Genomic DNA, 23,701 nt, shown 5'->3' with positions numbered 1-23,701 from the left:
GCGGCGGCCCTCGGCGTGGCGCGTCCCGTGAGGTCAGCCGTCGAGCAGGGCGATCGGGTCCCGCTGCTCGTACCAGCCCAGGAACGGCGGGCACAGCCCCCACCCCAGCAGCCGCTGCAACTCCTCGGGATACTCGCGGACCATCTCCCGGGGCACGGCGAGGTACTGGTTCTCCTCCTGGCGCAGGTTGCCGCGGACCAGGGCCAGCGTCAGGCCCGTGCGCGGCTCGTCGGCGAGGTTGGCGCCGCCGCCGTGGAAGAGGCCGCCCACCCAGATCAGACACGAACCGCGGTCCATTTCGGCGGGCACGGCCTCCTCGGGACGCGGGGCGCGTTCCGCCTCCCACGTGTGGCTGCCCGGGTAGACCATCGTCGCGCCGTTCTCCTCGGTGAACTGGCTCATCGCCAGCATGATCTGCACCCGGTTGGTCGGCCCGGGGCAGGGCAGCAGATGGGCGATGTCGTCGCGGTGCGGCGGCTGCGGCGTCTCGCCGGGCCAGATCTGGATGGCCTGCGTGATGCTGACCTGGACGTTGGGGGCGAGGTCGGTGCGCTGCCTGCCGAACCAGTTGGTGGAGGGACGCTCGATCAGGCTCCGGGCGGCGCCCAGGAACAGCGGATCGAGGGCGATGCGCTCCATGCGCCGGGAACGGGCGAACAGGGAGCTGATCCGCTTCGTGCGCTGGCCGGTGAAGGAGATGTCGCCGTATCCGGCGGCGTCCAGCGCGGGACCGAGATCGTCCCACAGCCCTTTCAGGGTCGTTTCGTCGACGAGGTCCTCGACGATCACACCGCCGTCGCGTTCCAGGACGGTGGTGACATCGGCCACCGAGGCGGTGGCGGGAAGCCGGGTGAGGTCTGCGGACATACGAGTTCCTGGTTCTGTCGGTCGGGACGGCGATGCGGTCACCAGCGCACCGGCAGGGCGGCGAGCCCGTACAGCACCCCGTCGTCCTTGTACGGCAACTCCTCCACCGGGCAGGCGAGTCGGAGCGTGGGCAGCCGGTCGAAGAGGATGCGGTAGGCGAGCTCCATCTCGACGCGGACGAGATGCTGGCCCAGACACTTGTGCCGGCCGTGGCCGAACGCCACGTGCCCCTGGGCGGAGCGGCCCGGGTCGAAGGCGTGCGGGCAGCCGAACCGGGTCTCGTCGTAGTTGGCGGCGGCCACCAGCGGCGCCACGCCCTCACCGGCCCTGATCAGCTGACCGCCGATCTCCACGTCCGCGACGGCCACCCGCAGCGGCACGAGGTCGGCGACGGAGTAGAACCGCAGCAACTCGTCCACGATGCCCTCGTCGCCGATCCACTCCGGACGCGAGACGAGGGGCACCGCGCCGAGCGCGATGTTGTTGGCGGTGGTCTCCTGACCGGCGATGAGCAGCAGGAGCGCCGCCCCGCCGACCTCCATCGGGGTCAGCTCCCCGGACTCGATCATCGTGCTGATCAGGTCGTCCCCGGGCCGCCGCCGCTTGATGGTGACCATCCGGCCCAGATAGCGCAGCAGTTCCGTCGTCGCCCGGTCACGCTGCTCGTCGGTGGCGGCGAGCGTGACGAGGACGGCGATCCGGGACTCGAAGAAGGCGCGGTCGGCCCGGGGCACGCCCAGCAGCTCGCAGATCACCAGCGACGGGACGGGCACCGCGAAGTCGGCGACCAGGTCGGCCGGGCTGCCCTTGGCGGCCAGTGACTCCACGCACTCCTCGACGACCCGCTGGATCCGGGGCCGCAGCTCCTTCATCCGGCGTGCGGTGAAGGGCTGCATGAGCACCTTGCGGTATCGCTCGTGCTCGGGAGGGTCGAGCGTGGCGAACCACCCCGGGATCTGCGTCTGCGAGGGCGGACCTCCGGTGCGGCCCGGCGTCGGGAAGCCGTCGTTGCGCGAGTCGGAGCTGAGATGCGGGCTGAGAAGCGCCTCCCGTACGTCCTCGAACCGGGTCAGCAGCCAGACCCGCTGGCCGCCCGGCATCATCGACCACACCAGCCCCTCGCGTTCGCGGTACGCGGAGTAGCTGGGCGGCGGGAAGGGCTCACCGGGGCGGCGGAACGGGAAGTCGACCCGCCGCGCTGCGTCGCCCTGTACGTCTGTGGCTGTCACGTGCCATCCCCTCTCACCGGGACGTGCCACCGGGACGCCGGGGCGCCCGGCGTCGAACGAAGGATGGGGGAGACCCGGCGGGCAAATCCCTAGTCATCTCCGGGGAATCGGTGCCGGACGACCCTCGCCTCCGGACCGGCCCGGGGCAGCTGGCTACCACACCACCGGTAACGCCTCCGGGCCGCCGACCAGCCGCCCCGCGCCGGTCACGAGCCGTTCCTCCGGCACCGCCGGGCGCAGCGCGGGCATGCGGCCGAACAGGGCCGTGAACGCCTCGGCCAGTTCCCTCCTCGCCAGCGAGGCCCCGATGCAGTGCCACACCCCGTGCCCGAAGGACAGATGAGGGTTCGGGGACCGGGTGCCGTCGAAGGCGCCCGGGTCCGCGAAGACCCGCTCGTCGTGGTTGGCGAGGGCGAAGTCCAGCAGGACCAGCTCACCGGCCCGGACGGTGACTCCGCCCACCTCGATGTCCTCGCCCGCGTACCGGGGGAGGACGGAACCGGACTGCTTGCCGGACCTGAGCACCTCCTCCACCAGCCCCGCCATCGCCCCGGCGGAACCGAGCGCCGCCTCGTGCTGCGCGCCGTGCCGGGCGAGCAGCACCACGCCCAGGTCGACATGGCTGACCACGCTCTCCAGGCCCGCGAACAGCAGCGTCGCGGCGAGCGCCGCGGCCTGCTCGTCGGGCACTCTGGAGGCGACCAGCCGGGACAGGACGTCGTCGCCCGGGGCGGTCCGGGCCGCCGCCGCCAACTCGCGGAAGAGGGCGAACAGGCCGCCCGGACCGGTCGGTGGTTCCTGCGCGGTCCCCACCCGGCCAAGGTCGCGGAGCAGCGCCGCGCAACGTCCCCGCTCGGCCTCCGGGACGCCGATCAGGTCGTGCAGGACACCCAGGGCGTAGGGGAACGAGAAGTACGCGTGCAGGTCCGCCGGCCGCTCACGCCCGGCGAAGTCCGCGGCCAGGGCCTGCGCGGCCTCCGCGACGCGCGGGCCGAACTCCCGCATCCTGCGGGCCGCGAACTGCGGGGTGAGGAGCGTCCGGACCTCCCGGTGCAGCCGACGCGCCTCGTCCGCGTCGTCGAGGATCAGCATCTCGACCAGCGGGTTGTCCACGTAGCGCGCGGCCGAGGCCGGGTCGGGGTGATGGCGGCCCAGGCGTTCGTCGCGGAGGAGTTCCTTCGTCTCGGCGTACCGGGTGACGAGCCAGGCATCGTCCCCCGCGGGCGTGCGCACCCGGCACAGGGGCGCCTCGTCCCGCAGGGCGGACAGCGGGCCGGGGTCCAACACCGGCCGCGACCCGGTGGTCAGCCGAGGCAACTCCGTGCCGTTCGGGGTGTTCTCCATGGATTCCTGACGGGGAAGAGAGGACGGGATGCCCAGAATGCTCCCGGCCGCTCCGCCGCGAACGGCCCTGCCCGCCCGACACTGGGGAAAGCCGTAGGAAATCGGTGACCACCGTCCGGGGGTCGGTGTGTAATGCGACACACGGCAAAATTGAAACTTATTCACTTTCCGGTCCGGATGCTGCTCCGGACGACGCTCCGGATGCCGCTCCGGATTCAGCGAATGTTCTCATTCCTGCGGGCCTCGGGCTGCCTGTGCCCGCCTGTGGATGCATTTGACATGCATTTCGTTGGCGATCGTGAATTTGCGACGGGTTGTCCGGCTCGTGCCGGAGGCGGGGCGCGCCGCCGCGATTCTGGTTGTCCGTCGCCCTGAGAAGCGGCCCGGAGACGTGCGTATGATCGGACATGCAACGCAGTTCTGACCAACCCCAACTCCCTTGTGTGATGGGGCAGTACAGGAGTCACGGTGGCCTCACCCATCGGCGCGCAGACGGCTGACGAGCCCGGACTTGTCGGCCGGGACCTGGAGCTCTCGCTGGTGCGTGAGCACGTCCACGGCGCCGGTGAAGCCCGGGCGGTACTGCTGCGCGGCCCCGCCGGCATCGGAAAGACCCGGCTGATGTCCGCCGCGCTCGGCGAGCCCGCCGACGCCCACGTCCTCACCGTGAAGTGCCAGGAGAGCGGGGCCGGCGCGTACGCCGCCGTCCGCGCCCTCTTCGCGCCCCTCGGCCTGACGGCGGGGGACCGTGCCGGCCACCCGCTGCTGAGCGGCAGCGCCCGGCTGGCCCTGCCCGCCCTGACCCTCGACGGGGCGCCCGCCGCCGTACCCGCCGACACCTACGCCGTCATGCACGGCCTGTACTGGCTCACCGCCGGACTCGCCGCCGACAGACCGGTCGTCCTCGCCGTCGACGACGTCCAGTGGTGCGACGAGGCGTCGCTGCGCTGGCTCGGCTTCTTGCTCAGGCGCGCCGAGGACCTGCCGGTCGCCCTGTTCATGACCCTGCGCAGCGAGGTCGAGATCGCCCGCCCCGAGGTCCTCGACGAGATGGCGGACGCCGCCTCCTGCCTCACCGTCGACGTGCAGCCGCTGCCCGCCGACGCCGTGCGCGACATGCTCACCGCGGCCCTCGGCGCGGCGCCCGCCCCGGCGCTCGTGGACCGCTGCATGGAGATCACCGGCGGCACGCCGTTCCTGGTGCAACTGGTGGCCGGCGAGCTGAAAAGCCTCCCGCCGGTCACCGGACTGGCCGCCGCGGCGCTGTCAGTCGGCTTCGGCCACGGTGCGGTCGCCCGCTTCCGCGTCGACCGGCTCACCCCCGAACGGCTCGCCGTCGCCAAGGCCGTCGCGGTCCTGGAGACCGACGACCTCGAACCCGTCGCCGCGCTCGCCGGCACCCGGCCGGGGCCCGCCAGCCGCGCCGTCGACGCGCTGCGCGACGCCGGCCTGCTGCACACCGACTCGCTCGGCTACCGGCACGACCTCATCCGGCAGGCCGTACTGGACGCCACACCGGACGCCGAACTCGTCGAACTGCGCGAGCGCGCCGCCCGGTTGCTCAACGACTCCGGCAGCCCCGCCGAACAGGTCGCCGTCCAGCTGATGCGCCTGCCCGACATCCCGGAACCCTGGATGGTCACCGCGCTGCGCTCCGCCGCGCTCGGCGCCGAACAGCGCGGCGCGCCCGCCGTCGCCGGCCAGTACCTCACCCGCGCCCTGCGCCACGACCCCGACGACGTGGAGCTGTTGTCGGAGTCCGCCCGCACCCTCGCGAGCAACGACCCGCGCACCGCGCTGAGCAGGCTGGAGCACGCGCTCACCCTCGCGACCGAACCGCGCCTGCGATGCCGGCTGATCCTCCAGTACGTGGTGACCGCGCTCGGCGCCCAGCACTCCCTGCGCGCCTTCGAACTGGTCAACGAAGCCCTGGAGTTGTGCGAGTCGGAACTCGGCGACTCCCCGGCCGACCAGGCCCTGCGCACCCGGGTGGAAGCCATGGTGCTGGTCGCCGGACTGGACGAGAAGACGACCGTACGGCGGGTGAGCGAGCGCTTCCGGGACCACGCGGCGCCGGCCGGCGAAAGCGCCGAGGAACGCCTGCTGCTGGGCATGCTGTGCGCGCTCGGCACGCTGGAGGGCAGGCCCGCCGCCGAACTCGTACCGGCCGCCGAACGGGTCCTGCGCGTCGGCGACGTGTCCCTCGGCGGCTGGGGCGCCCTCGGCTCCAGCCTCACCCTGTACCTGGCCGACGAGATCAAACCGGTCGACGCGGCCCTCACCGCCCTCCTCGAGCACGCCCAGAAACGCGGCGAGGCCTGGATCTGCGCCCTGGCCTCCACCACACGCGCCCAGGTCCACCTGTGGGCCGGCAACATCACGCAGGCGCTGTCCGACGCGCAACTGGCCTTCGACCTGGCCCACGGCGACCTGCGCGTGTTCAGCGCGGTCGGCCCGCAGTGCGCGCTCGCCGAGGCCCTGGTGCACCGTGGCGAGGCGCACCGCGCGGAGGAACTGCTCGACATGATCGGCAGGCCCCGGCTGGACCAGTTCTCCCTCGAATACCACACGTACCTGGTGACCCGGGCACGGTCCCGGGCGGCGCTCGGCGACCTCGACGGAGCCCTGCGGCACCTTCGGCAGTGCGGCGACAGCCTCGCCGGGGCGGGCATCGGCAACCCCGTGCTGGCGCCCTGGTGGTACGACGCCGCCGAGGTCCTCGCCGAACTCGGGCGCCGGGACGAAGGACTGGAGATGATCGAGGAGGTCGCGCCTGCGGTGCGGCGCTGGGGCACGCCCCGGGCGCGCGGCATGCTGCACTACGCCCGCGGCGTCCTCACCGAGGGCGACGCCGCCGTCGACGAACTGACGGAAGCCGCCCGCCTCCTCGACGGCAGCGCGGGCCGGCTGGAGAGCACCCGCGCCGAATACCTGCTCGGCCGGCGGCTGCTCGACCGCGGCGACGCCGAAGGCGCACGGGAACGGCTCCGGCGCTCCATCGACCTTGCCGTGCTGTGCGGAAGCAAGCTCCTCCTCGACCAGGCGGTGCCCGTCCTGGCGGCAGCGGGCGGGCGGTTGCGGCACAGCACCGAGTCACCCACCGACGCACTTAGCGGAAGCGAACGTCAGGTCGCCGAGCGGGCGGCGGCCGGTGCCACCAACCGGGAGATCGCCGAAGCGCTGTTCCTGACCCAGCGCACCGTCGAGTTCCATCTGACGAGCGCCTACCGAAAGCTCGGCATCCGGGGCCGGCAGGAGCTCGCCGACGTTCTCGCCGGCAGCTGGAAACCGGAGCGGTAACCCACCGGACCCACCGCATTCCTCCCGCATCCCAGAGCATTTCCGTGCTTCGGGTTCTTATCAACGCGCGTTGCGTCGCAAGGGACCTTCCCGGCAGCGTGTGTTGATTCGTCGGTAACCTCAAAAAAAGCTCAGGGTTCCCGGCGAGAACCTGTAATGCGGCGGCGGGGTAGGTAATCTCCCATTCGCAGGAAGAGCAGGTCACCCGCTGTCGTGAGACGAGAGGTGCGCATGCGGAACCTTCTGGTGCGGCGCACCGTCCGTCCCCCGGCTCCCGACGCCGGCGGCAGGCGCGACACGGGCCGCCGGGTGCACCCGTGACGGCGCCCCCCGCGCTCGTGTCCACCCGCCTCGTCGGCCGGGACGCCACCCTCGGCGCGATCGACGGATTCGTCACCCGCCTGGAGAACGGCGCCCGCGAACTCGCCGTCGTCACGGGCCCCGTCGGCGCCGGACGCAGCGCCGTCCTCGACTGGGCCGTCACCCGGGCCCGCGCCGCCGGCCTCGCGGTCGGCGTCGCCCGCTGTTCACCCCGCGAGTCCCGCATCCCGTACGGCACCGTCACCCAGCTGATGGCCACCCTGTGCCCGCCGTCCCGCTTCGGCGCGCTCGCCGGCGCGCTCGGCCGCGGCACCCGGCCCACCGCCGCCGTCGCCCACACGTGCGACGCCCTGCTGACGGAGTCGGCCGGGCGCCCCGTCCTGCTGGCCGTGGACGACGTCCACCTCGCCGACCCCGACTCGCTGCGCTGGCTGGTCGAGCTCGGCAGGCGCAGCCACGGGGGCCCGGTCCTCGCGCTCGGCACCTCGCCCGTACCGGACCGGCAGGTCCTCGCCGCCGCCGGCGTGCCGGCCCGGGCCGGCACGTGCCCGGTGCACACCCTGCGCCTCGACCCGCTGACCGGCGACGAGGCGCACACCCTGCTGGCGACCCGCGCCGGGCGGCCGGTCCCGAAGGCCGTGCTGGCCGCGACCGCCGTGGCCGGGGGAGCCCCGGCCGTCCTGCGCGCCGTCGCCGACCGGATCGCCGAACTGGCCGGTCCGCTGGACACCGACGCCCTTCCCCACCTCGTCGCCACCGCGCGGGCCGCCTGGTCCGCACGCGCCCTGGCGACCGCGCGCGGCCTCTCTGACAACGCTGTCGGACTGCTGCGGGTGGTCGCCGCCGTCGGCCACCTGCTCGACTTCGGGCAGATGGCGGCCATCGCCGGACTCGACGCCACCCCGTTCGACGACGCCGTGGCCGCCCTGCGCGCCTGCGGGCTGCTCGCCGACGCGGACACACCCCGGCTCGCCCACGCCTGGTTCGCCGACGACGTACTTGCCGGCCTGACCCGCGCCGAACGCGACACCCTCCACCTGAGGGCCACCGCACTGCAGGGCGGCAGCGGCGCGCGGATCGGCACCGTCGCCGACATGCTCGGCGCCGTCACCGGACTCGTCCGCCCCTGGACCGCGTCGGACAGCGGCCCGGCCACCCGGCCCCGCCCGGCCGACGTCACCACCGCCGCCCTGCGCCACGCCCTGCGCGAGCCCGTCACCGACACCGAGCGGGCCCGGCTCCTGCTCCGCCTGGCCGCCGTCGAAGCCGTCACCGCACCGCAGGCCAGCGACGGCCGGCTGCGCCAGGTCATGCTCCGCCACGCCACCCCCGAGACCTGGCCCGCCGTCCTGCACGCCGCCGACCTGCTGCTCAGCCGGGGCGACGCCGAGACCACCCGCTGGGTCATCGCGGACGTGCACCAAAGGGCCCTGACGGTGATCCCCGACGCCCAGCTCCGCCCGCTGCGCGCCCTCGGCCGGCTCGCCGGGGACGAGAAGGGCGGCCCGCCCCTCGTCGCCCCGCCGCCCGTCCACACCGACCACCCCGGCCACCCCGCGCAGGCCGCCGTCCTCGCCTGGACCCTGGCCGCCCGCGCCGACGACCGGGTCCGGGTGCTCGACCTGGCCCGCACCACCCTCGCCGAACCCGCCGCCGTCCCGCTCATGTGCCGCATCGCCGCCGCCCGCGCCCTGCTGTGCGCCGGCGACGTCACCGGCGGCCTGGACCGCCTCGACGCCGTCGTCACCGACGCCCGACACACCGGCGCCCGCGCCGCCGCCGCGCAGGCCCTGCTGACCCGGGCCGAGGTGGCCGTCCGCCTCGGCCGCCCCGAGGACGGCCTGCGCGACCTGGCCACCGCCACCCGCGAACTCCCGCCCGCCTCCTGGCACACCCTGCTGCGCCCCCGGCTGACCGCGGCGGAGATCCTCGCCCTGATCCGGTGCGGACGCGTGGACGAGGCCCGACGCGTCGCCGAGCGGGCCCGCACCCGGCCCGAGGGCCACAGCGTCACCTCCGGCTTCCTGCTGTACGCGCGCGCCGAACTCGCCCTGATCGACGGCGACGCCACCCGCGCCCTGCTCCTGCTGGAGGAATGCGGCAGGCTGCTCCGCTCGAAGCGGTGGCGCAACCCCATGCTGATCGCCTGGCGCGGCACCGCGGCCGTCGCCCACCACCAGCTGGGCGCCCCGGCCACCGCCGCCGAACTCCTCACCGAGGAACACCGCGTCGTGGAACGCTGGGGCACCGCGAGCGCCTTCACCGCCGTGCGCACCCGGACCCACGACACGCTGGCCCGCTACGGCGTCGACCTGCCCGGCGCGCCGCACCGCGACGAACCCGCCGACACCCCGGCGGAAGCCGGCGGCGAGGCACTCTCCGCCGCCGAACGCGCCGTCACCGACCTCGTCGTGCAGGGACTCGGCAACCGCGAGATCGCCGGCCGGCTCGGCCTTTCCACCCGGACCGTCGAGCTGCGCCTCACCAAGCTCTACCGCAGGCTCGGCGTCAAGGGCCGCCCCGCCCTCGTCACCCGCCTCCTGGCCGGACAGGAGGACGGCTGACCGATGCTGCTGGAGCGCGAACAGGAGCTGACCGTCCTCGACAAGGCCGTCGCGGAGGCACAGTCGGGTTCCGGCGCGCTCGTCCTCGTCGACGGCGGCGCCGGCACCGGCACCACCGCGCTCCTGCACCGGCTGGCCGACCTCGCGGCGGCCTCAGGCGCGCTCGTGCTGCGCTCCGCCGGCGCGTTCGGCGAACGCGCCGTCCCGTTTGGCGTCGTACGGCAGCTGGTACTGCCGCTGCTCGCCGAGCCGGGCGTGCACATCCCGTCCCTCGCCGGCCCGCTGCTCGCCCCGGGCTGCGACCCGGGCCCCGGACCCGACCGCGGGCACGCCGCGGCCCACCCCTCGCTCCCGGCGCCGGGGGAGACACCGCGAACCCTCGACGGCGCGCCCTGCGCACCCGACATCGCCCCCGCCGACCTCGCCGACGCCCTGCACTGGCTGCACATCGCGCTCGCCGGGATCAGCGCCGAGCGCACCGTGGTGCTCGCCGTGGACGACCTCGGCTGGGTCGACGACGCGTCACGGCACGCGCTGGCCCACCTGGCCGCACGCCTGGAGGGCATGCGCGTCCTGATGGCCGTGGTCCGCAAGGACGGTCTGAGCGCCCGCGATCCGCTCGTCCGGGACATCGCCGCGACGGCCACCCACCACGTGCGCGCCCGCGCCCTGTCCCGCCGGGCCACGGGCCGGCTGGTCGCCGACCGGCTGGGGCCGCACTGCCCCGAGGAGTTCACGGCCACCTGCCACGAGGTGACCGGCGGCCGGCCCAAGGACCTCAGGACGCTGTGCGACCGGGCCCGGCTCCGTCGGCTGGGCGCACCCGCCTGGCACACCGCGCGGCTGACGGAACTCGGCGAGTCGCTGCGCCGCGAGCGACTGCTCGTGCTGCTGCGCCGCGAACCGGTCGTGGAGGCGTTCGCCAAGGCGACCGCGGTCCTCGGCGACCAGGCGACGGACGACCTCGTCGCACGGCTCGCCGGACTCACCCAGGAACAGTGCGACCACGCCCGCGACATCCTCGCCCGCACCTGGCCCGGCACCGACGACGACCCCGCGTCGGCCGTCCGCGCGGTCGCGGGAGTCGTCCTGGGAGCCATGGGCGACGAGGAGAGCTCCCACCGGCACCGACAGGCCTCGGTCCTGCTGGACGAGTGCGGCGCCGACCCCGAGGAGGTCGTCGCCCCGCTGCTCCACGTCGACCGGCTCGGCGGCGCCTGGGAGATCCACCAACTGCGCGCCGCCGCCGCTGCCGCCCGCCGCAGGGGCGCCCCCGACGCGGCCGTGCGCTACCTCAGCCGCGCCCTCGTCGACGTACCCGCCGGCGGCGGTGCGCGGGCCGAGCTGCTCTTCGAACTCGGCGTCACCGAGGCGGAGTCGGGGTCGCCCTCGGCGGTACGGCACCTCGTGCAGGCCGCCCGGCTCATGCCGCGGATCAGGCGCCGGGCGGAGGTGGTGTCCAGCACCCCGATGCACATCGTCGGCAGCGACCCCCAACTCGCCGATCTGATCCGGGAGACGGCCGCCGGCCTCGGCACCCCGCGCGAGGCCGACCGGCACGGCAGATACCTGGCGATGCGGCTGGAGGCACGCGCCCGCTACGCCGGGCTGCACGAGCCCCGGTACGTGGCGTCGGCACCGCGGCGACTGCGCGAACTGGGCGAGCGGCACACCGGACCGTCGTCGTCCGAACGGGAGTTGCGGATCGTCCTGCTGTTCTCCGCCGCCATGGGCGGACAGGCCGTGCACCGGGACATCGCCCGCATGGCCCGGCAAGTACTGGAGCAGGAACCGGCCCACGCCGCCCTGCCCGGCCCCGCGCTGGACATGCTGCCGCCGGTCCTCTACGCGGTGGACGCCCCGCACGCCGCCGCCTCCTGGCTCGACGCCGCGCGCCTGCACGCCGCACGGGAGGGCGCCCCGGGCCTCATGGCACGGGTCGAGGCGCAGCGAGGGCTGCTCCTGGTGGCCCGGGGTGAGATCGCCCTGGCCCGTGAATGCGGCACACGCGCCGTCACGCTCGCGGAAGGCGTGCCGTCCGAGGAACGGCTGCTCCCCGTCCTCACCCTGGGCCGGGTCGCGCTCGAACTGGAGGACCCGGAGCTCGCCGCGCAGCTGACCGGCACCCTCGAACCGGCCGCCGACCTGCGGTTGTTCGCGCTGCACAGGGCGTTGCGCGGGCTGCGCGCCGAGGCCCGCGGCAATCTCCCGGTGGCCCTCGCCCAGTACCTGGACTGCGGCCGCGTGCTGGAACGGGCCGGCTGGCTGAACCCGGCGATCGCCGACTGGCAGGTGCGGGCGGCGTTCGTCCAGCACCGTCTCGGCCGGACCGCCGACGCCGCCGCCACGGCCGACGAGTGCCACGAGCGCGCCCGGACCTGGGGCGCGCCCACCATGCTGGGCCGGACCCTGCGGCTGCGCGGCACCCTCACCGAGGGGCCGCGCGGGGTCGCCCTGCTGCGGCAGGCCGTCGACATCCTGGAATCCGGGGGCAACCGGTTCGAACTCGCGCACGCCCTGACCGCCCTGGGCAAGCGGCTGCGGCGGACCTCCGACGCCGAGGGTGACCGGCTGCTGAATCGCGGACGGCGACTGGCCGTCGAATTACAGAACGCGCCGTCGGACATCCGCTCAGGAATGACGGCGCGACCGGTCCGGGCGATCGTCGCCGGGCTCACCCCTGCGGAAACGAAGGTGGCGGAACGCGCCGCGCGCGGACTCAGCAACCGCGAGATCGCAACGGAACTGGGCATCAGTATGCGTGCCGTGGAAAGGCATCTGACGAGTTCCTATCGCAAATTCGGGATCTCGGGTCGTGACGAGCTGGCCCGTACTCTGGGGTAACCGCGGCTCGCGCATTCCCGGCCGTCCGCTCATTTACTTTCTCTCCTTTTCCGTGTCGTTACCGATGGGTAACTGCGTGCTCCCCCGGATATCGCCGAGGTCTTCGCCCGTGCGGGCCCGAGGCTTCGACGATCATGTGCCTGACGTGCGCAAGCCCTTTCATCCGCGGACGTTTCCCCGCGTCCCGAAATGACCCGGCCGCAGGGACCGCAAGGGGCACCGAACCGTCGTTGTGCGGTACCGCAGTCTTAGGTGCGAAAGGGCTGGTGGGAACTTTCTCGGCCTTGACACGGTTTTTCCATCGATGGCAATGTCATGGGTAAAGAACATTCCGTTCGACGGGATGGTCTGCTGGTCATCAGCTCCGAGAGAGAGTGGCCCACCCCCCATGAAGAACGCAGGCCTCGACTCTGCAGAGAAACATTCCGAAGCGACGCGCAGCTGGACTTCGGAACCGTATCGCGACAGTTACTGGGCGCTTTTTGAGCAGTCCTTCGTGTGTATGGCCAACCTGGATCTGGAATTCAGGATCCTGGAGGCCAACCAGTCCTTCGCCCGCCAGTTCGGCTGGAGTCCCGGGCGCGGGTCGGGAAAGAACTTCTGCGAGTTCCTCCACCCCAGCGTGCAGGGCAAGCTGAAGAACGAGCTGATCCGGTTGGCGGACGGCCAGAGCCCCCGGTTCGCCGACCACATGGTCGCGCTGGACGCGAAGGACTCCGTCTTCCTCGGCGAGATGACCGGCATCGCGGTACGCAGCGGCGCCGGCCGGGTCGACCGCATCCTCGTCATGGTCGACCCCGAGGAGTCCGGGACCGGACCGCAGATCGTCAGCGCCCGGCGGAAGCTGTTCAGCCCGATGCACGCGCGCATCCTGGAAGGCGTGGCCGCCGGAGAGTCCACGGTCCAGCTCGCCACGAAACTCTTCCTCAGCCGCGGCGGAGTCGAGTACCACGTCTCGTCCCTGCTGCGGAAGATGAAGGTCACCAACCGGCCGGCGCTCATATCGAAGAGCTACTCCATGGGAGTGTTCGCCGTCGGCCAGTGGCCGCCCCGGGTGCGACCGGAGTTCGTGTCCGAGTGACCCCGGGCCGCACAGGACCGCGGAGGACCCCCACCCGCGCGGGGGGCCTCCGCGGCCGGCTCAGGACACCGCCGCGCGCGCCGCGTCGAGCTCCTTGTGGATCTCGGCGTTCACCTCGTTCTGATGGTCGGTGAGGAAGAAGTGACCGCCGGGGAAGACCTGCATACGGAACGCGCCCTCGGTGTGCTCCCGCCACGCCGACGCCTCCTCCAGCGTCGTCCTGGGGTCGGAGTCACCCGTCAGCACGGTCAGCGCGCACCGCACCCGGCGCCCGGGAGCGCAGGTGTACGTCTCGATGGCGCGGTAGTCCCCGCGGATCGCCGGCATGGCCATCCGCAGCAGCTCGTCGTCCCCGAAGACGGCGGAGTCGGTGCCGTTGAGCAGCCGCAGCTCGGCGACCACACCGTCGTCGTCGCGCTGATGGACCCGCTCGTCACGCCGGGTCGACGGGGCGCGGCGCCCCGAGGCGACGACCGCACGCGGCGCGTTGCCGCCGGACGCCTCCAGCCGCAGCGCCGTCTCGAAGGCGAGGACGGCGCCCATGCTGTGCCCGAAGAACACCGTCGGCTTCCCGCTCAGGGCGCCCACCTCCTCCGCCACCCGGTCAGCGAGCACGCCGATGTCCTCGACGCACGGCTCCCTGCGGCGGTCCTGGCGCCCCGGATACTGCAGGGCCACCACGTCGACCTCCGGGGCGAAGCGCACCGAGACCGGGTGGAAGAAGCTGGCCGAACCACCCGCGTGGGGAAAGCAGACGAGCCGTACGGCGCTGTCGGCGGACGGATGGTAACGGCGGATCCAGGCCGTGGTGGCGTCGTCGGCGATACGCGACATGGCGTCCCTTTCCGAAAGGCTTCGTCGGCGCGGCGGCCGGCGGTGCGTCCGCCCGCCGTCGCCCGGCCATTGAAAAGGGCTTCCGACCCGCAAAATCCCTACACTTGCCGCCCGCCCGGCCCGGCCGGGCACACGATCCGGCCGGAACGGCACGCGCCACCGGCCGAAAGACTGGCATTCCGTCCTGACTTGCTATTTTAGAGTGACACCACCAGTTCAGGCGAACAGTGGACCTGTGAGGTACTCGCGAACCATGCCGACCGAAACGTTTGAGTTCCAGGTAGAGGCCCGTCAGCTGCTGCAGCTGATGATCCACTCGGTCTACTCGAACAAGGATGTCTTCCTGCGGGAGCTCGTCTCCAACGCCTCCGACGCGCTGGACAAACTGCGCCTCGCCTCCCTCCGGGACGACGCACCCGACGCCGACGTGACCGACCTGCACATCGAGATCGACATCGACAGCAACGCCCGCACGCTCACCGTGCGGGACAACGGCATCGGGATGTCGTACGACGAGGTCACCCAGCTGATCGGCACCATCGCCAACTCCGGGACGGCCAAGTTCCTGAAGGAGCTGCGCGAGGCGCAGGACGCCGCCGGGGCCGACGGTCTGATCGGACAGTTCGGCGTCGGCTTCTACTCCAGCTTCATGGTGGCCGACGAGGTCACCCTGGTCACCCGGCGGGCCGGCGAGACCCAGGGCACCCGCTGGACCTCACGCGGCGAGGGCACGTACACGCTGGAGACGGTCGACGAGGCGCCCCAGGGCACCTCGGTCACGCTCCGCCTCAAGCCGGCCGACTCCGAGAACCAGCTGCACGACTACACCTCCACCTGGAAGATCAAGGAGATCGTCAAGCGGTACTCGGACTTCATCACCTGGCCGATCCGGCTCGTCCCCGAGGCGAAGGACGGCGAGGACGAGGCCCGCGAGCCCGAGACGCTGAACTCGATGAAGGCCCTCTGGGCGCGCCCGCGCGACGAGGTGTCCGACGACGAGTACCACGAGCTGTACAAGCACATCAGCCACGACTGGCGCGACCCGCTGGAGACGATCCGCCTCCAGGCGGAGGGCACCTTCGAGTACCAGGCGCTCCTCTTCGTCCCTTCCCACGCCCCGCACGACCTGTTCACGCAGGGCTACCAGCGCGGCGTCCAGCTGTACGTGAAGCGCGTCTTCATCATGGACGACTGCGAGGAACTGCTCCCGCCGTACCTCCGCTTCGTCAAGGGCGTGGTCGACGCACAGGACCTCTCGCTCAACGTCTCGCGCGAGATCCTCCAGCAGGACCGCCACATCCGCATGATGCAGCGCCGGCTGACGAAGAAGGTCCTGGCCACGGTCAAGGACCTGCGGACCCAGGACCCGGACCGCTACGCCACGTTCTGGCGGGAGTTCGGCGCCGTCCTCAAGGAAGGCCTGGTCATCGACTCCGACAACCGTGACGTGATCCTCGCCGCCGCCTCGTTCGCGAGCACGCACGACGCGCAGGAGCCGACCACGCTCCAGCAGTACGTGGAGCGGATGAAGGACGGCCAGGACGACATCTACTTCATGACGGGCGAGTCCCGGCAGGCCATCGAGAACTCCCCGCACATGGAGGCCTTCGCCGCCAAGGGCATCGAGGTGCTGCTGCTCACCGACCCCGTCGACGAAGTGTGGGTCGACGCGGTCGGCGAGTTCGAGGGCAAGAAGCTGCGGTCGGTCGCCAAGGGCGAGATCGACCTCGGCGCCGACGAGGACGGCAAGGCCGACGCCGAGAAGGAGAAGCAGGGCGAGGAGTACGCCGGGCTGCTCGGCTGGATGACGGAACACCTCGGCGAGGACGTCAAGGAGGTCCGCCTCTCCTCCCGCCTCACCGTCTCCCCGGCCTGCGTCGTCTCCGACGCGGGGGACCTCACGCCCGCGCTGGAGAACATGTACCGGGCGATGGGCCAGGAGGTCCCCAAGGCCAAGCGGATCCTCGAACTCAACCCGGAGCACCAGCTCGTGAAGGCCCTCAACCAGGCCTACACGGAACGCGACGACCGCACCGAGCTCACCGAGACCGCCGAACTCCTGCACACCCTCGCGGTCCTCGCCGAGGGAGGCCAGCCGAAGGAGCCGGCCCGGTTCGTGAAGCTGGTGGCGGACCGGCTCGAACGCACCCTGTAGCCCTGCGGCACCGGCAGCCGGACCGGCAACTGCCCGAGCGGCGCCCGCGGTTGACGCGGGCGCCGCTCAGGGTTTGCGGCCGATGGCGCCGTACATGGCGATGTCCTCGTCGCGAATGCCCTCGCACGTCGCGTCGGGCCGCCACTTGTGCACCTGGGTCAGGCCCGGTGCGACGAGGTCGAGTCCGGTGAAGAACTCGGCGGCCTCGGCGTGGGTGCGCAGCCGCATCGGCATGTCGCGGGCCGCGTACTCCTCGGCGACCCGCCCGACCTCGTCCGGCGCGAAGTCGGCGGTCCCCACGGACATGGCCAGGCAACTGCCCGGGGGCAGCGGTTCGAGCAGCTTGCGCACGATGCCGTACGCGTCGTCCTCGTCCAGCACGAAGTGCACGATGGCGATCACCGTCAGCGCGATCGGCTGCGACAGGTCCAGGGTCTCCCGCAGCGCCGGAGCCGTCAGGATCGCGGCCGGGTCGCGCATGTCGGCCTCGATGTAGGCGGTCCGGCCCTCCGGGCTGCTCTTGAGGAGTCCCTGGGACAGGGTGAGCACGATGGGGTCGTTGTCGACGTAGACCACGCGGGAGTCGGGCGCGACCTCCTGGGCGATCTCGTGGAGGTTCGGGGAGGTGGGGATGCCCGTACCGATGTCGAGGAACTGGCGGATCCCCGCCTCGGCGGCCAGATGGCGCACCGCGCGGTGCATGAAGTCGCGGTTGGCCCGCATGTGGACGGGCAGGGCGGGCCACTCCCGGCACAGCGCGTCACCCGCCTCCCGGTCGGCGGGGTAGTAGTCCTTGCCGCCCAGGATGTAGTCGTAGATGCGCGCGGAATGGGGACTGGCGGTGTCGATCCGGTCAGCGGGCCATCCGTCGTCGAGCACCAGCACTCCTTCGTGTCGGCTTCACTTCCATTCACGCACGCCGCCCTCACCGGGTTCACCGGAATACGGAAAGATGCCACCCCGGTTCGCATGAAGCTGCCACTGCGGTGCGCCGCACACCGAGGAAGGGCGAGCGGCGCTCAGAACTCCTTGCGGAGGATCTCCAGGGTCGCCGCGGTGGCCCTGGCCGACGGTGCCTGGGCGCTGAGACGGTCGAGCGTCTCCCGGTAGACCACCACGTCGTCCTGCTTGTCCAGGTAGACGTCGCCGATCAGACCGCTCAGATAGACGACGTCGGGCATCTCCCGGGCCAGGAACCGGAACAGGTGGAAGGCGCCCGCCGGCATGGCCGGGTGGGGCCCGCGGTCGAACCTCATGATCTGCAGCACCACGTGCGGCAGTTCCACGAGGGCCAGCAGGTGATCGATCTGCGTGCGCATCACCTCGGGGCCGCCGATGGGCCAGCGCAGCGCCGTCTCGTCCATGACGACCCACAGATGCGGCGGATTCCGCTGGTGCAGCAGGTCCTGCCGGCGCATGCGCAGCGCGACCCGGCGCTCGGTCGCCTCCTCGGAGGCGTGCGGGTTGCCCGCGCTCAGCAGCGCGCGGACGTACGCCTCGGTCTGCAGCAGCCCGTGCACGAACTGGGGCTCGTAGGCGCGGATCTGCGTCGCGGCCTGCTCCAGGCTGAGATAGGCGGCGTACCAGTCGGGCATCACGTCCCGGTAGGTGTGCCACCAGCCGCGCTTACCGGCCTCGTTCACCGACTGGAGGAACGTGGCCGTTTCCTGCTCGTCGGTGACCCCGTAGACCCGCAGCAGCTTCTCGACCTCGGCCGGGCGGAGGCGGGCGACCTTGGCGTTCTCCATCCGGCGGATCGTCGCGTCGCTCACGCCGATCGCCTGCGCCGCCTGGGCGTAGCTCAGGCCCGCGCGCTTGCGCAGTTCCTCGAGCTGCTTGCCCAGGATCAGCCGCAGGACGGCCGGGGACGTGTCCCATCCGGCCCCGTCGGTCACAGCTCGCCTCCCGTCTCCGTTGCCCGCCAGAATTTCACGTGCCGCCTCACGACGCCGCAACAAGTCACCGTTCAACTTCTTGAAGGAGAGCCAAAATTCGTCAATCTGCAAATTGCAGTTTGCCCTTTGCATCTCTCCTCCGTACGACAGTATGGTCGGCACCACACCTCAATCCGCTTGTGTGCCACCGGCCTCGGTCGGCTCGACAGGTTGCAGGTCACCAGCCGTGCCCCGTTGACGCCGCCCGCGGGCCTTCGAGAGCCCTCTCCCAGCCGGGGCCGGTCACGGGGGAGTTCCGGCACACCGAGACGCGGGTGTCGCCGTTACGTCCCCGACTCTGCACGACGAGAGGCCGCCCCCCATGGCTCCCCCCTCCCCAGTGGGCCCGTCACCGCGACACCCGGACGCCGGGCCCGAGCCGAAGAGACGCTGGCTGCTCCCCGCGCACGACGGGTCGGTCGCTCTCGCCCGCCGCCACGTCCGTGACGCCCTGGCGCAGTGGGAGGGGCACCCCGAAGTGGCCGACGACGCCACCCTGGTGGTGTCCGAACTGGCCACGAACGTCATCGCGCACACCGGCAGTCCCGTCCTGGTCCTCACCCTCCACCTCGACGCGACCCGCCTCCGCATCGAGGTCGAGGACCGGTGCGGCGAGAGCGGCAGGCCGCGGCCGGGCCTGTGCGACCCGGACGACGAAGGCGGCCGCGGGCTGCTGATCGTGGCGCATCTCGCCGCCACCTGGGGCGTCACCGCGTGTCCGACCGCCAACGGCTCCCTCGTGTGGGCCGAGTTGCCATGGCGCCGGGCGGGCGCGCCGGACGGGCACGGGCACGGAGAGCGAGCCGAACGGGACGACGGCGTGCGACCGCTGCCGGGCCCAGGCGAGTCCACCGCGACCCGGTGCCCGGCCCCGGGTCACTCCCTGCCGGGCCGGCTGTCCCGACCGGCCCACTCGCCCCACGCCCACTCGCCCCACGCACACGCGCACCGGCCACCGGAAGCGGGGCCCGTGCGGGCCTGATGTTCGGCCGCCCCCTCCCGGGCGGCCGCGCGGCCGACGCACGGCCAGGGGCGCAGCGTCACCAGGAGCAGCCGGACGTGCTCGGCGGTGCCGGTGGTGTCCGCGTCGATCGTCGATGCCGTGGAGCCGGTCGGCGAGCACCATGGACACCGAGTGGGACGCCGAGCCGGGCTCCGGGCAGGACGCCGAACCGGGGCTCCGGGCCCGAACGCCGGGCCGGGCTTCGGAGCCTGGCTCAGTGCTCGGCCGGCGACGCCACCAGGCCGAACAGCGACGCCACGGCCCTCGCCAGCCCACCCGCACCCGCGGCGGCAGCCTCGGCGGGCACCGACAGTCTCCGCAGCGCCCCGCACAGGACGTCCTCCAGCAGCGCCACCTGCCCGCCGAGCATCCGCGCCCCGGAAGCACCGTTGCGGCCCCGCCCGGCGAGCTGCGTGAGCACTTCCTGCGCGGAGAGCTGCAGTTCCTGAAGGACCTCCCACTCCGCCTTCGACGCCTTCCCCTTCCCCTGCCTCAGTACCTCGGGCAACTGCTGGATCACGTTCGTGTGCCACAGCGCCAGCGAGCCCTCCATCTCCGCGCGCAGCCCGTCGAGACAGAGCCGCAGGACGGCCGCGCCGGTCGTCACGCGGACCGTCGGAGCGCTGCCCGCCCTGGGGACGGCCGGTGCCGCGGGCCGCGCGCCCAGGTAGTTGCGCAGGACGACCGGCATGACCTCCGCCTCGGAGCCGGACGCGGGCCTGTCGGGCGCCAGCACCGCGCATACCGGGGCGAGGGACTGGGCGGCCTGTTCGGCCGCCGTGTGGCATGCGTAGTCCGTGGGCACGATGCGTTGTTCCTTTCGGGCGTCGCCGGCTGCGGTCGGTCCGTGTCCGGTTGCACGCTGTGAGACGGCGATTGGTTCACCGAAAAGCCGGAAACCCGCGAATTCACAGGAATTCGTGCGCTCCCCCGGGGTGCGAACCCGCTTTTTCCGGGGCCGGTTCGCACAGCCGCCGACGGGGCCGCCGCGTCCCTGACCGCGAGCGCGCGCCGCGCCGGTTGTCAGTGGTGGCTGTGATCCTGGCCGTCATGGACGAACGGGAATTCATGCGAGGCCGGGTCTACGGCGCCGACCACGAGGACGCCGCGCCCCGGTCCGGTCGCGTGTACGCGGAACTGGTGGGCGGCCCGCTGGACGGCCTGCTGCTGGACGTCACCGACCGCCCGGAACGCGAACTGCGCAGCGGTGTCACCCTGCCGACGGAGATAGGCCGCCACGGTCCGGGCGGCAGCGCCGTGTACGCGCCGCGCGGCCCGGGGGCACGCCGCTTCGACTGGCGCGGGGACGTGCCGTGAACGGACGTCGGGGGCAGGGGCGGACGGCCGCCCGCGGTGCGGCGTACGGCCACGCCGTCGGCCTGGCGCGCGCTGAGGGCCGGGCGCGCGGGCCGTCGCGGTCACGAGGTCCCGGAAAGCGGTGAGCGGGTCCCCCGGTTCACCCGGGGAACCCGCTCGGCGCTGTTCAGAAGTGCGGTCGGACGGTCAGATGCCGCAGGTGGGCGCCGACCAGTACCGGCTGCTGCGGTGGTCGAGGTGGGTGTGGTCGTTGTGGTCCGGGTAGCCCGGGCCGAGGATGCCGTTGAAGCCGTGGTTGCGGGCCTGCTTGGCCAGGGTGCACAGGGAGTGCGGTCCGGCGCCGAGGTCGGCCGCGTCGCCGTACAGGTGCCGGCTGCTGCTGGAGCCGCCGACGGCGCTGTTGCAGGAGTAGGAACGGAAGCCGCTGGTGACCGTGATGGGCTGGTCGCCGAGCGCGTGCCGCAGGGCCTCCAGCTTCCACATCGTCCGCAGCGCGTTGGCCTTGGCCGTCGCCGCGCTGACCGCGCCGCCCGACCAGTCGGAGTTGCAGCGGTTCAGCTCGGCGTAAGTGAAGTGGATCGGCGTGCAGTCGTCGTCCTGGAGGGCGTACAGCTTGTTGTAGGTGTTGGTCCCCGCGACGCCGTCGGCGGACAGGCCGTACGCCGACTGGAAGCGCTTGAGGGCGGCCGAGGTGGCCGGGCCGAAGCTGCCGTCGACGGCCAGCACGGTCCCGTAACCGGCGTAGCCGCCGAGCCGGATCTGGAGCTGGGTGACATCGGCGCCCGAGGCACCCTGGGAGAGGGTACGGGTCCAGGTGTAGCAACCGTCGGCGTGCGCGGTTCCCGCGGTCGCGACGGTTCCCACCACCGCGCCAGACATGATCATGACAAACGCGGCGAGGAGTCGGGCGGTGCGTCTGAGCATGCGATCTCCTGTAGGAGGAACGTGAGTTGGGGCTGAGGTCGAGCTGTGTTACGCGCGTCAACCATGGAGCACGCGGGCCGCAGGACGCAAGAGCAACTGCAGAGACCTGCCTTCCGCTCCGGTGCCGACTGCGGCGCCGGAGCGGAAGGCGCGGGGGGTGGTCCGGCCGGGGTCAGGGACTGGCGCAGGTGAGGCTGCTCGGTGCCGACGCGGAACCGCCGTTGACGGTGAAGCCGAACGTGACGGTGCCGTTGGCCGCGACGGTTCCGTTCCATGGTGTGTTGCGTACCGTGACGGATCCGCCGGTGCCGGTGTGCACACCGTTCCAGAGGCTGCTCATGGACTGACCGGAGGCGAGGGTCATGCCGACCGTCCAACCGGCAAGCGCAGCGGTGCCGTTGTTCCGGACCGTCACCTCGCCCTGGAAGCCGCCGGACCACGAGGTGACCGTCCGATAGGCCGCGGTGCAGACGGCGCCCGGCTCGCCGGGACCACCGCCCGTGCTGCCGCCGGACGTCGAGCCCGCACTGGAGCCTCCGGTCGAACCGCCGGTGGTGCCTCCGGTCGAACCGCCGGTGGTGCCTCCGGTCGAACCGCCGGTGGTACCGCCGGTCGTGCCGGAGTCGGTGAGCGTCGGGGTCTGCCAGTCCCGCCACTGGGACAGGTTGCCGGCCTTGGCGGGCGAGACCCGGAACACGCCCGGAGCGGTGCCCGAGTCCCGCAGGAACCTGGCGATGCTCTGCTGAAGGGGTGCCTTCCACTCGGGCCTGACGGCGCAGTGCGTGCCGTCCTGGACGTCGGACCAGTACGAGATGTTGGACCCGGCCCCGAGTGCCTTGTAGACCTCGGCGCCGCCCAGGGCCGCGACGCTCCCGGACCGGGCGCCCAGCCAGTCGACGTGCGGGTTCTCCATGACGAAGAGCCCGCGCGGCGCGACCATGGCCACGACCTCGTGGGTGTCCACCGGCAGCGTGGCGGGATTGCCGGTGAAGGAGCCGAACGCGTCGCCCAGCCACGGCTGTTCGGAGTAGGCGCTGCTCAAGGGCTGGGCACCGCTCTCGCCGGGAATCCCGCGGAAGATGCCCGTGCCCGCGCTGCCCGACTCGATCGGCATGGTCAGGTCGATGCGCTGGTCGAACGCTCCGGCCGCGAAGGCGCCCTTCCCGAACCGGGAACACCCCGTGACCCCGGTCGCGTCCGCCCGCAGGACACTGCCGCCCGACTGCTCGATGACGTCGATGATGCGGCTCACGCCCCACGACCACGCCATCAGCAGCCCCGAACTGCTCGATGAGCCATAGACGCTGTAGAAGGCGCCCTGCTTGTTGTTGCGCGGTGTGCCCTCCTTGCCCACCGTGTACGGGTCGAAGTTGACGACCGCCGCACCCGAGGCCTTGATGGTGGCGGTGTCCGCCCCGAGCCCGCCCAGGACGACGACCGCCGGGAACGGGCCGGTGCCGCTCGGCAGATCGACGCTCGCCGAGAAGGACGCGGTCCTGCCCCGGTGGGTGACGTTCACGGTGATGCCGGTGCGCGAGACCGTGCCCGTCACGCTCTCGGGCTTGCCGGGCTTCTGGCCGTACACCGACCGCTCCGCCAACTCCTTGATCTCCGCCCGCCGGCACCGCCAGTCGGACGTGGTGGAGATCCGCGTGCCGTCCAGCTTCCTGAACGGGTCGGGAAGCCGGGAGTCGGCGGCCGGTGAGCCGGGATCGGGTACGGGGCAGTCGGCACCGTCGTCCTCGACGCCCGGCTCGGCCTGCGCGACGGCGGTCACGAGACTGTCGGCGGCGTCCGCCTGCGGGACGAGCGTGGTGCCGGCGAGGCCGGCCGCGGCGACGAGGACCGCCGCCGCCCATAGCCGGGGCCGATGTCTGGGCAGGCGCATGAGACCTCCTGGAGGCAGGGCGCGGATGGGTGGGAGCGCTCCCAGGCTAAGAAGGGGGTCAGGGCGTGACAACAGGTCGGTGCGGGGTGCTTGAGG

16 protein-coding genes are annotated in these 23,701 nt (G+C 72.5%); 7 read left to right on the top strand and 9 right to left on the bottom strand.

Annotated elements, in window-relative coordinates; translation table 11 throughout:
- Positions 1-33: 33 nt before the first annotated feature.
- From QC282_RS02530 to QC282_RS02520, 3 genes are all read right to left on the bottom strand, one after another.
- Entirely contained in the window at positions 34-867 is an 834-nt protein-coding gene (locus QC282_RS02530) for a phytanoyl-CoA dioxygenase family protein (RefSeq protein ID WP_279547490.1), read from the bottom strand.
- A 38-nt stretch (positions 868-905) separates the two neighbouring features.
- A complete protein-coding gene (locus QC282_RS02525) occupies positions 906-2,096 on the bottom strand; it encodes a cytochrome P450 (protein WP_279547489.1) in 1,191 nt (396 codons plus the stop codon).
- A 153-nt stretch (positions 2,097-2,249) separates the two neighbouring features.
- Entirely contained in the window at positions 2,250-3,440 is a 1,191-nt protein-coding gene (locus tag QC282_RS02520; RefSeq protein ID WP_279547488.1) for a cytochrome P450, read from the bottom strand.
- Between the two features lie 468 nt (positions 3,441-3,908).
- Between QC282_RS02520 and QC282_RS02515 the strand changes: the two genes are divergently transcribed.
- The 4 genes from QC282_RS02515 to QC282_RS02500 all read left to right on the top strand — a co-directional run bounded on the left by QC282_RS02515 (position 3,909) and on the right by QC282_RS02500 (position 13,550).
- Positions 3,909-6,740 (top strand): AAA family ATPase, encoded by a 2,832-nt coding sequence (locus QC282_RS02515; RefSeq protein WP_279547487.1) that lies wholly within the window; start codon positions 3,909-3,911, stop codon positions 6,738-6,740.
- A gap of 317 nt (positions 6,741-7,057) precedes the next feature.
- Complete coding sequence (locus tag QC282_RS02510) at positions 7,058-9,625, top strand: AAA family ATPase (RefSeq protein ID WP_279547486.1); 2,568 nt, start codon at positions 7,058-7,060, stop codon at positions 9,623-9,625.
- Between the two features lie 3 nt (positions 9,626-9,628).
- Positions 9,629-12,469: an AAA family ATPase gene (locus tag QC282_RS02505; RefSeq protein ID WP_279547485.1), complete on the top strand. Its 2,841-nt coding sequence runs from the start codon at positions 9,629-9,631 to the stop codon at positions 12,467-12,469.
- A gap of 343 nt (positions 12,470-12,812) precedes the next feature.
- Positions 12,813-13,550 (top strand): LuxR C-terminal-related transcriptional regulator, encoded by a 738-nt coding sequence (locus tag QC282_RS02500; RefSeq protein ID WP_336621056.1) that lies wholly within the window; start codon positions 12,813-12,815, stop codon positions 13,548-13,550.
- 60 nt (positions 13,551-13,610) lie between these two features.
- Here QC282_RS02500 and QC282_RS02495 read toward each other — a convergent pair whose 3' ends face one another.
- Positions 13,611-14,384 carry a thioesterase II family protein gene (locus QC282_RS02495; RefSeq protein ID WP_279547483.1) on the bottom strand — a complete coding sequence of 258 codons (774 nt, stop codon included), beginning with the start codon at positions 14,382-14,384 and terminating at the stop codon, positions 13,611-13,613.
- Positions 14,385-14,637: 253 nt separating this feature from the next.
- On the opposite strand from QC282_RS02495, the gene htpG reads away from it, so the two are divergent.
- Positions 14,638-16,539 (top strand): molecular chaperone HtpG, encoded by a 1,902-nt coding sequence (gene htpG, locus QC282_RS02490; RefSeq protein WP_279547482.1) that lies wholly within the window; start codon positions 14,638-14,640, stop codon positions 16,537-16,539.
- A gap of 66 nt (positions 16,540-16,605) precedes the next feature.
- Here htpG and QC282_RS02485 read toward each other — a convergent pair whose 3' ends face one another.
- Both QC282_RS02485 and QC282_RS02480 read right to left on the bottom strand, forming a co-directional pair.
- Positions 16,606-17,418 carry an SAM-dependent methyltransferase gene (locus tag QC282_RS02485; RefSeq protein WP_279547481.1) on the bottom strand — a complete coding sequence of 271 codons (813 nt, stop codon included), beginning with the start codon at positions 17,416-17,418 and terminating at the stop codon, positions 16,606-16,608.
- Positions 17,419-17,558: 140 nt separating this feature from the next.
- Positions 17,559-18,434: a helix-turn-helix transcriptional regulator gene (locus QC282_RS02480; RefSeq protein ID WP_279547480.1), complete on the bottom strand. Its 876-nt coding sequence runs from the start codon at positions 18,432-18,434 to the stop codon at positions 17,559-17,561.
- Positions 18,435-18,795: 361 nt separating this feature from the next.
- Between QC282_RS02480 and QC282_RS02475 the strand changes: the two genes are divergently transcribed.
- A complete protein-coding gene (locus tag QC282_RS02475; RefSeq protein ID WP_279547479.1) occupies positions 18,796-19,455 on the top strand; it encodes an ATP-binding protein in 660 nt (219 codons plus the stop codon).
- A 235-nt stretch (positions 19,456-19,690) separates the two neighbouring features.
- Here the strand turns inward: QC282_RS02475 and QC282_RS02470 are convergent, their stop codons facing one another.
- The gene (locus QC282_RS02470; protein WP_279547478.1) at positions 19,691-20,281 is read right to left on the bottom strand and encodes a hypothetical protein; all 591 of its coding nucleotides are present in this window, start codon (positions 20,279-20,281) and stop codon (positions 19,691-19,693) included.
- A gap of 245 nt (positions 20,282-20,526) precedes the next feature.
- Here QC282_RS02470 and QC282_RS02465 point away from each other — a divergent pair, with 245 nt between their 5' ends.
- The gene (locus QC282_RS02465; RefSeq protein ID WP_279547477.1) at positions 20,527-20,793 is read left to right on the top strand and encodes a hypothetical protein; all 267 of its coding nucleotides are present in this window, start codon (positions 20,527-20,529) and stop codon (positions 20,791-20,793) included.
- 186 nt (positions 20,794-20,979) lie between these two features.
- Here the strand turns inward: QC282_RS02465 and QC282_RS02460 are convergent, their stop codons facing one another.
- Both QC282_RS02460 and QC282_RS02455 read right to left on the bottom strand, forming a co-directional pair.
- Positions 20,980-21,717: a D-Ala-D-Ala carboxypeptidase family metallohydrolase gene (locus QC282_RS02460; RefSeq protein ID WP_279547476.1), complete on the bottom strand. Its 738-nt coding sequence runs from the start codon at positions 21,715-21,717 to the stop codon at positions 20,980-20,982.
- Positions 21,718-21,889: 172 nt separating this feature from the next.
- Positions 21,890-23,605, bottom strand: a complete 1,716-nt coding sequence (locus QC282_RS02455; protein WP_279547475.1) for a cellulose-binding domain-containing protein — start codon at positions 23,603-23,605, stop codon at positions 21,890-21,892.
- Positions 23,606-23,701: the final 96 nt, after the last annotated feature.

It is taken from the genome of Streptomyces sp. DH24, from assembly GCF_029813775.1.
In the GTDB taxonomy this organism is placed as follows: domain Bacteria; phylum Actinomycetota; class Actinomycetes; order Streptomycetales; family Streptomycetaceae; genus Streptomyces.
Note: the sequence above shows the minus strand (reverse complement) of the source record. Positions and strands in the feature narration are given on the sequence as shown.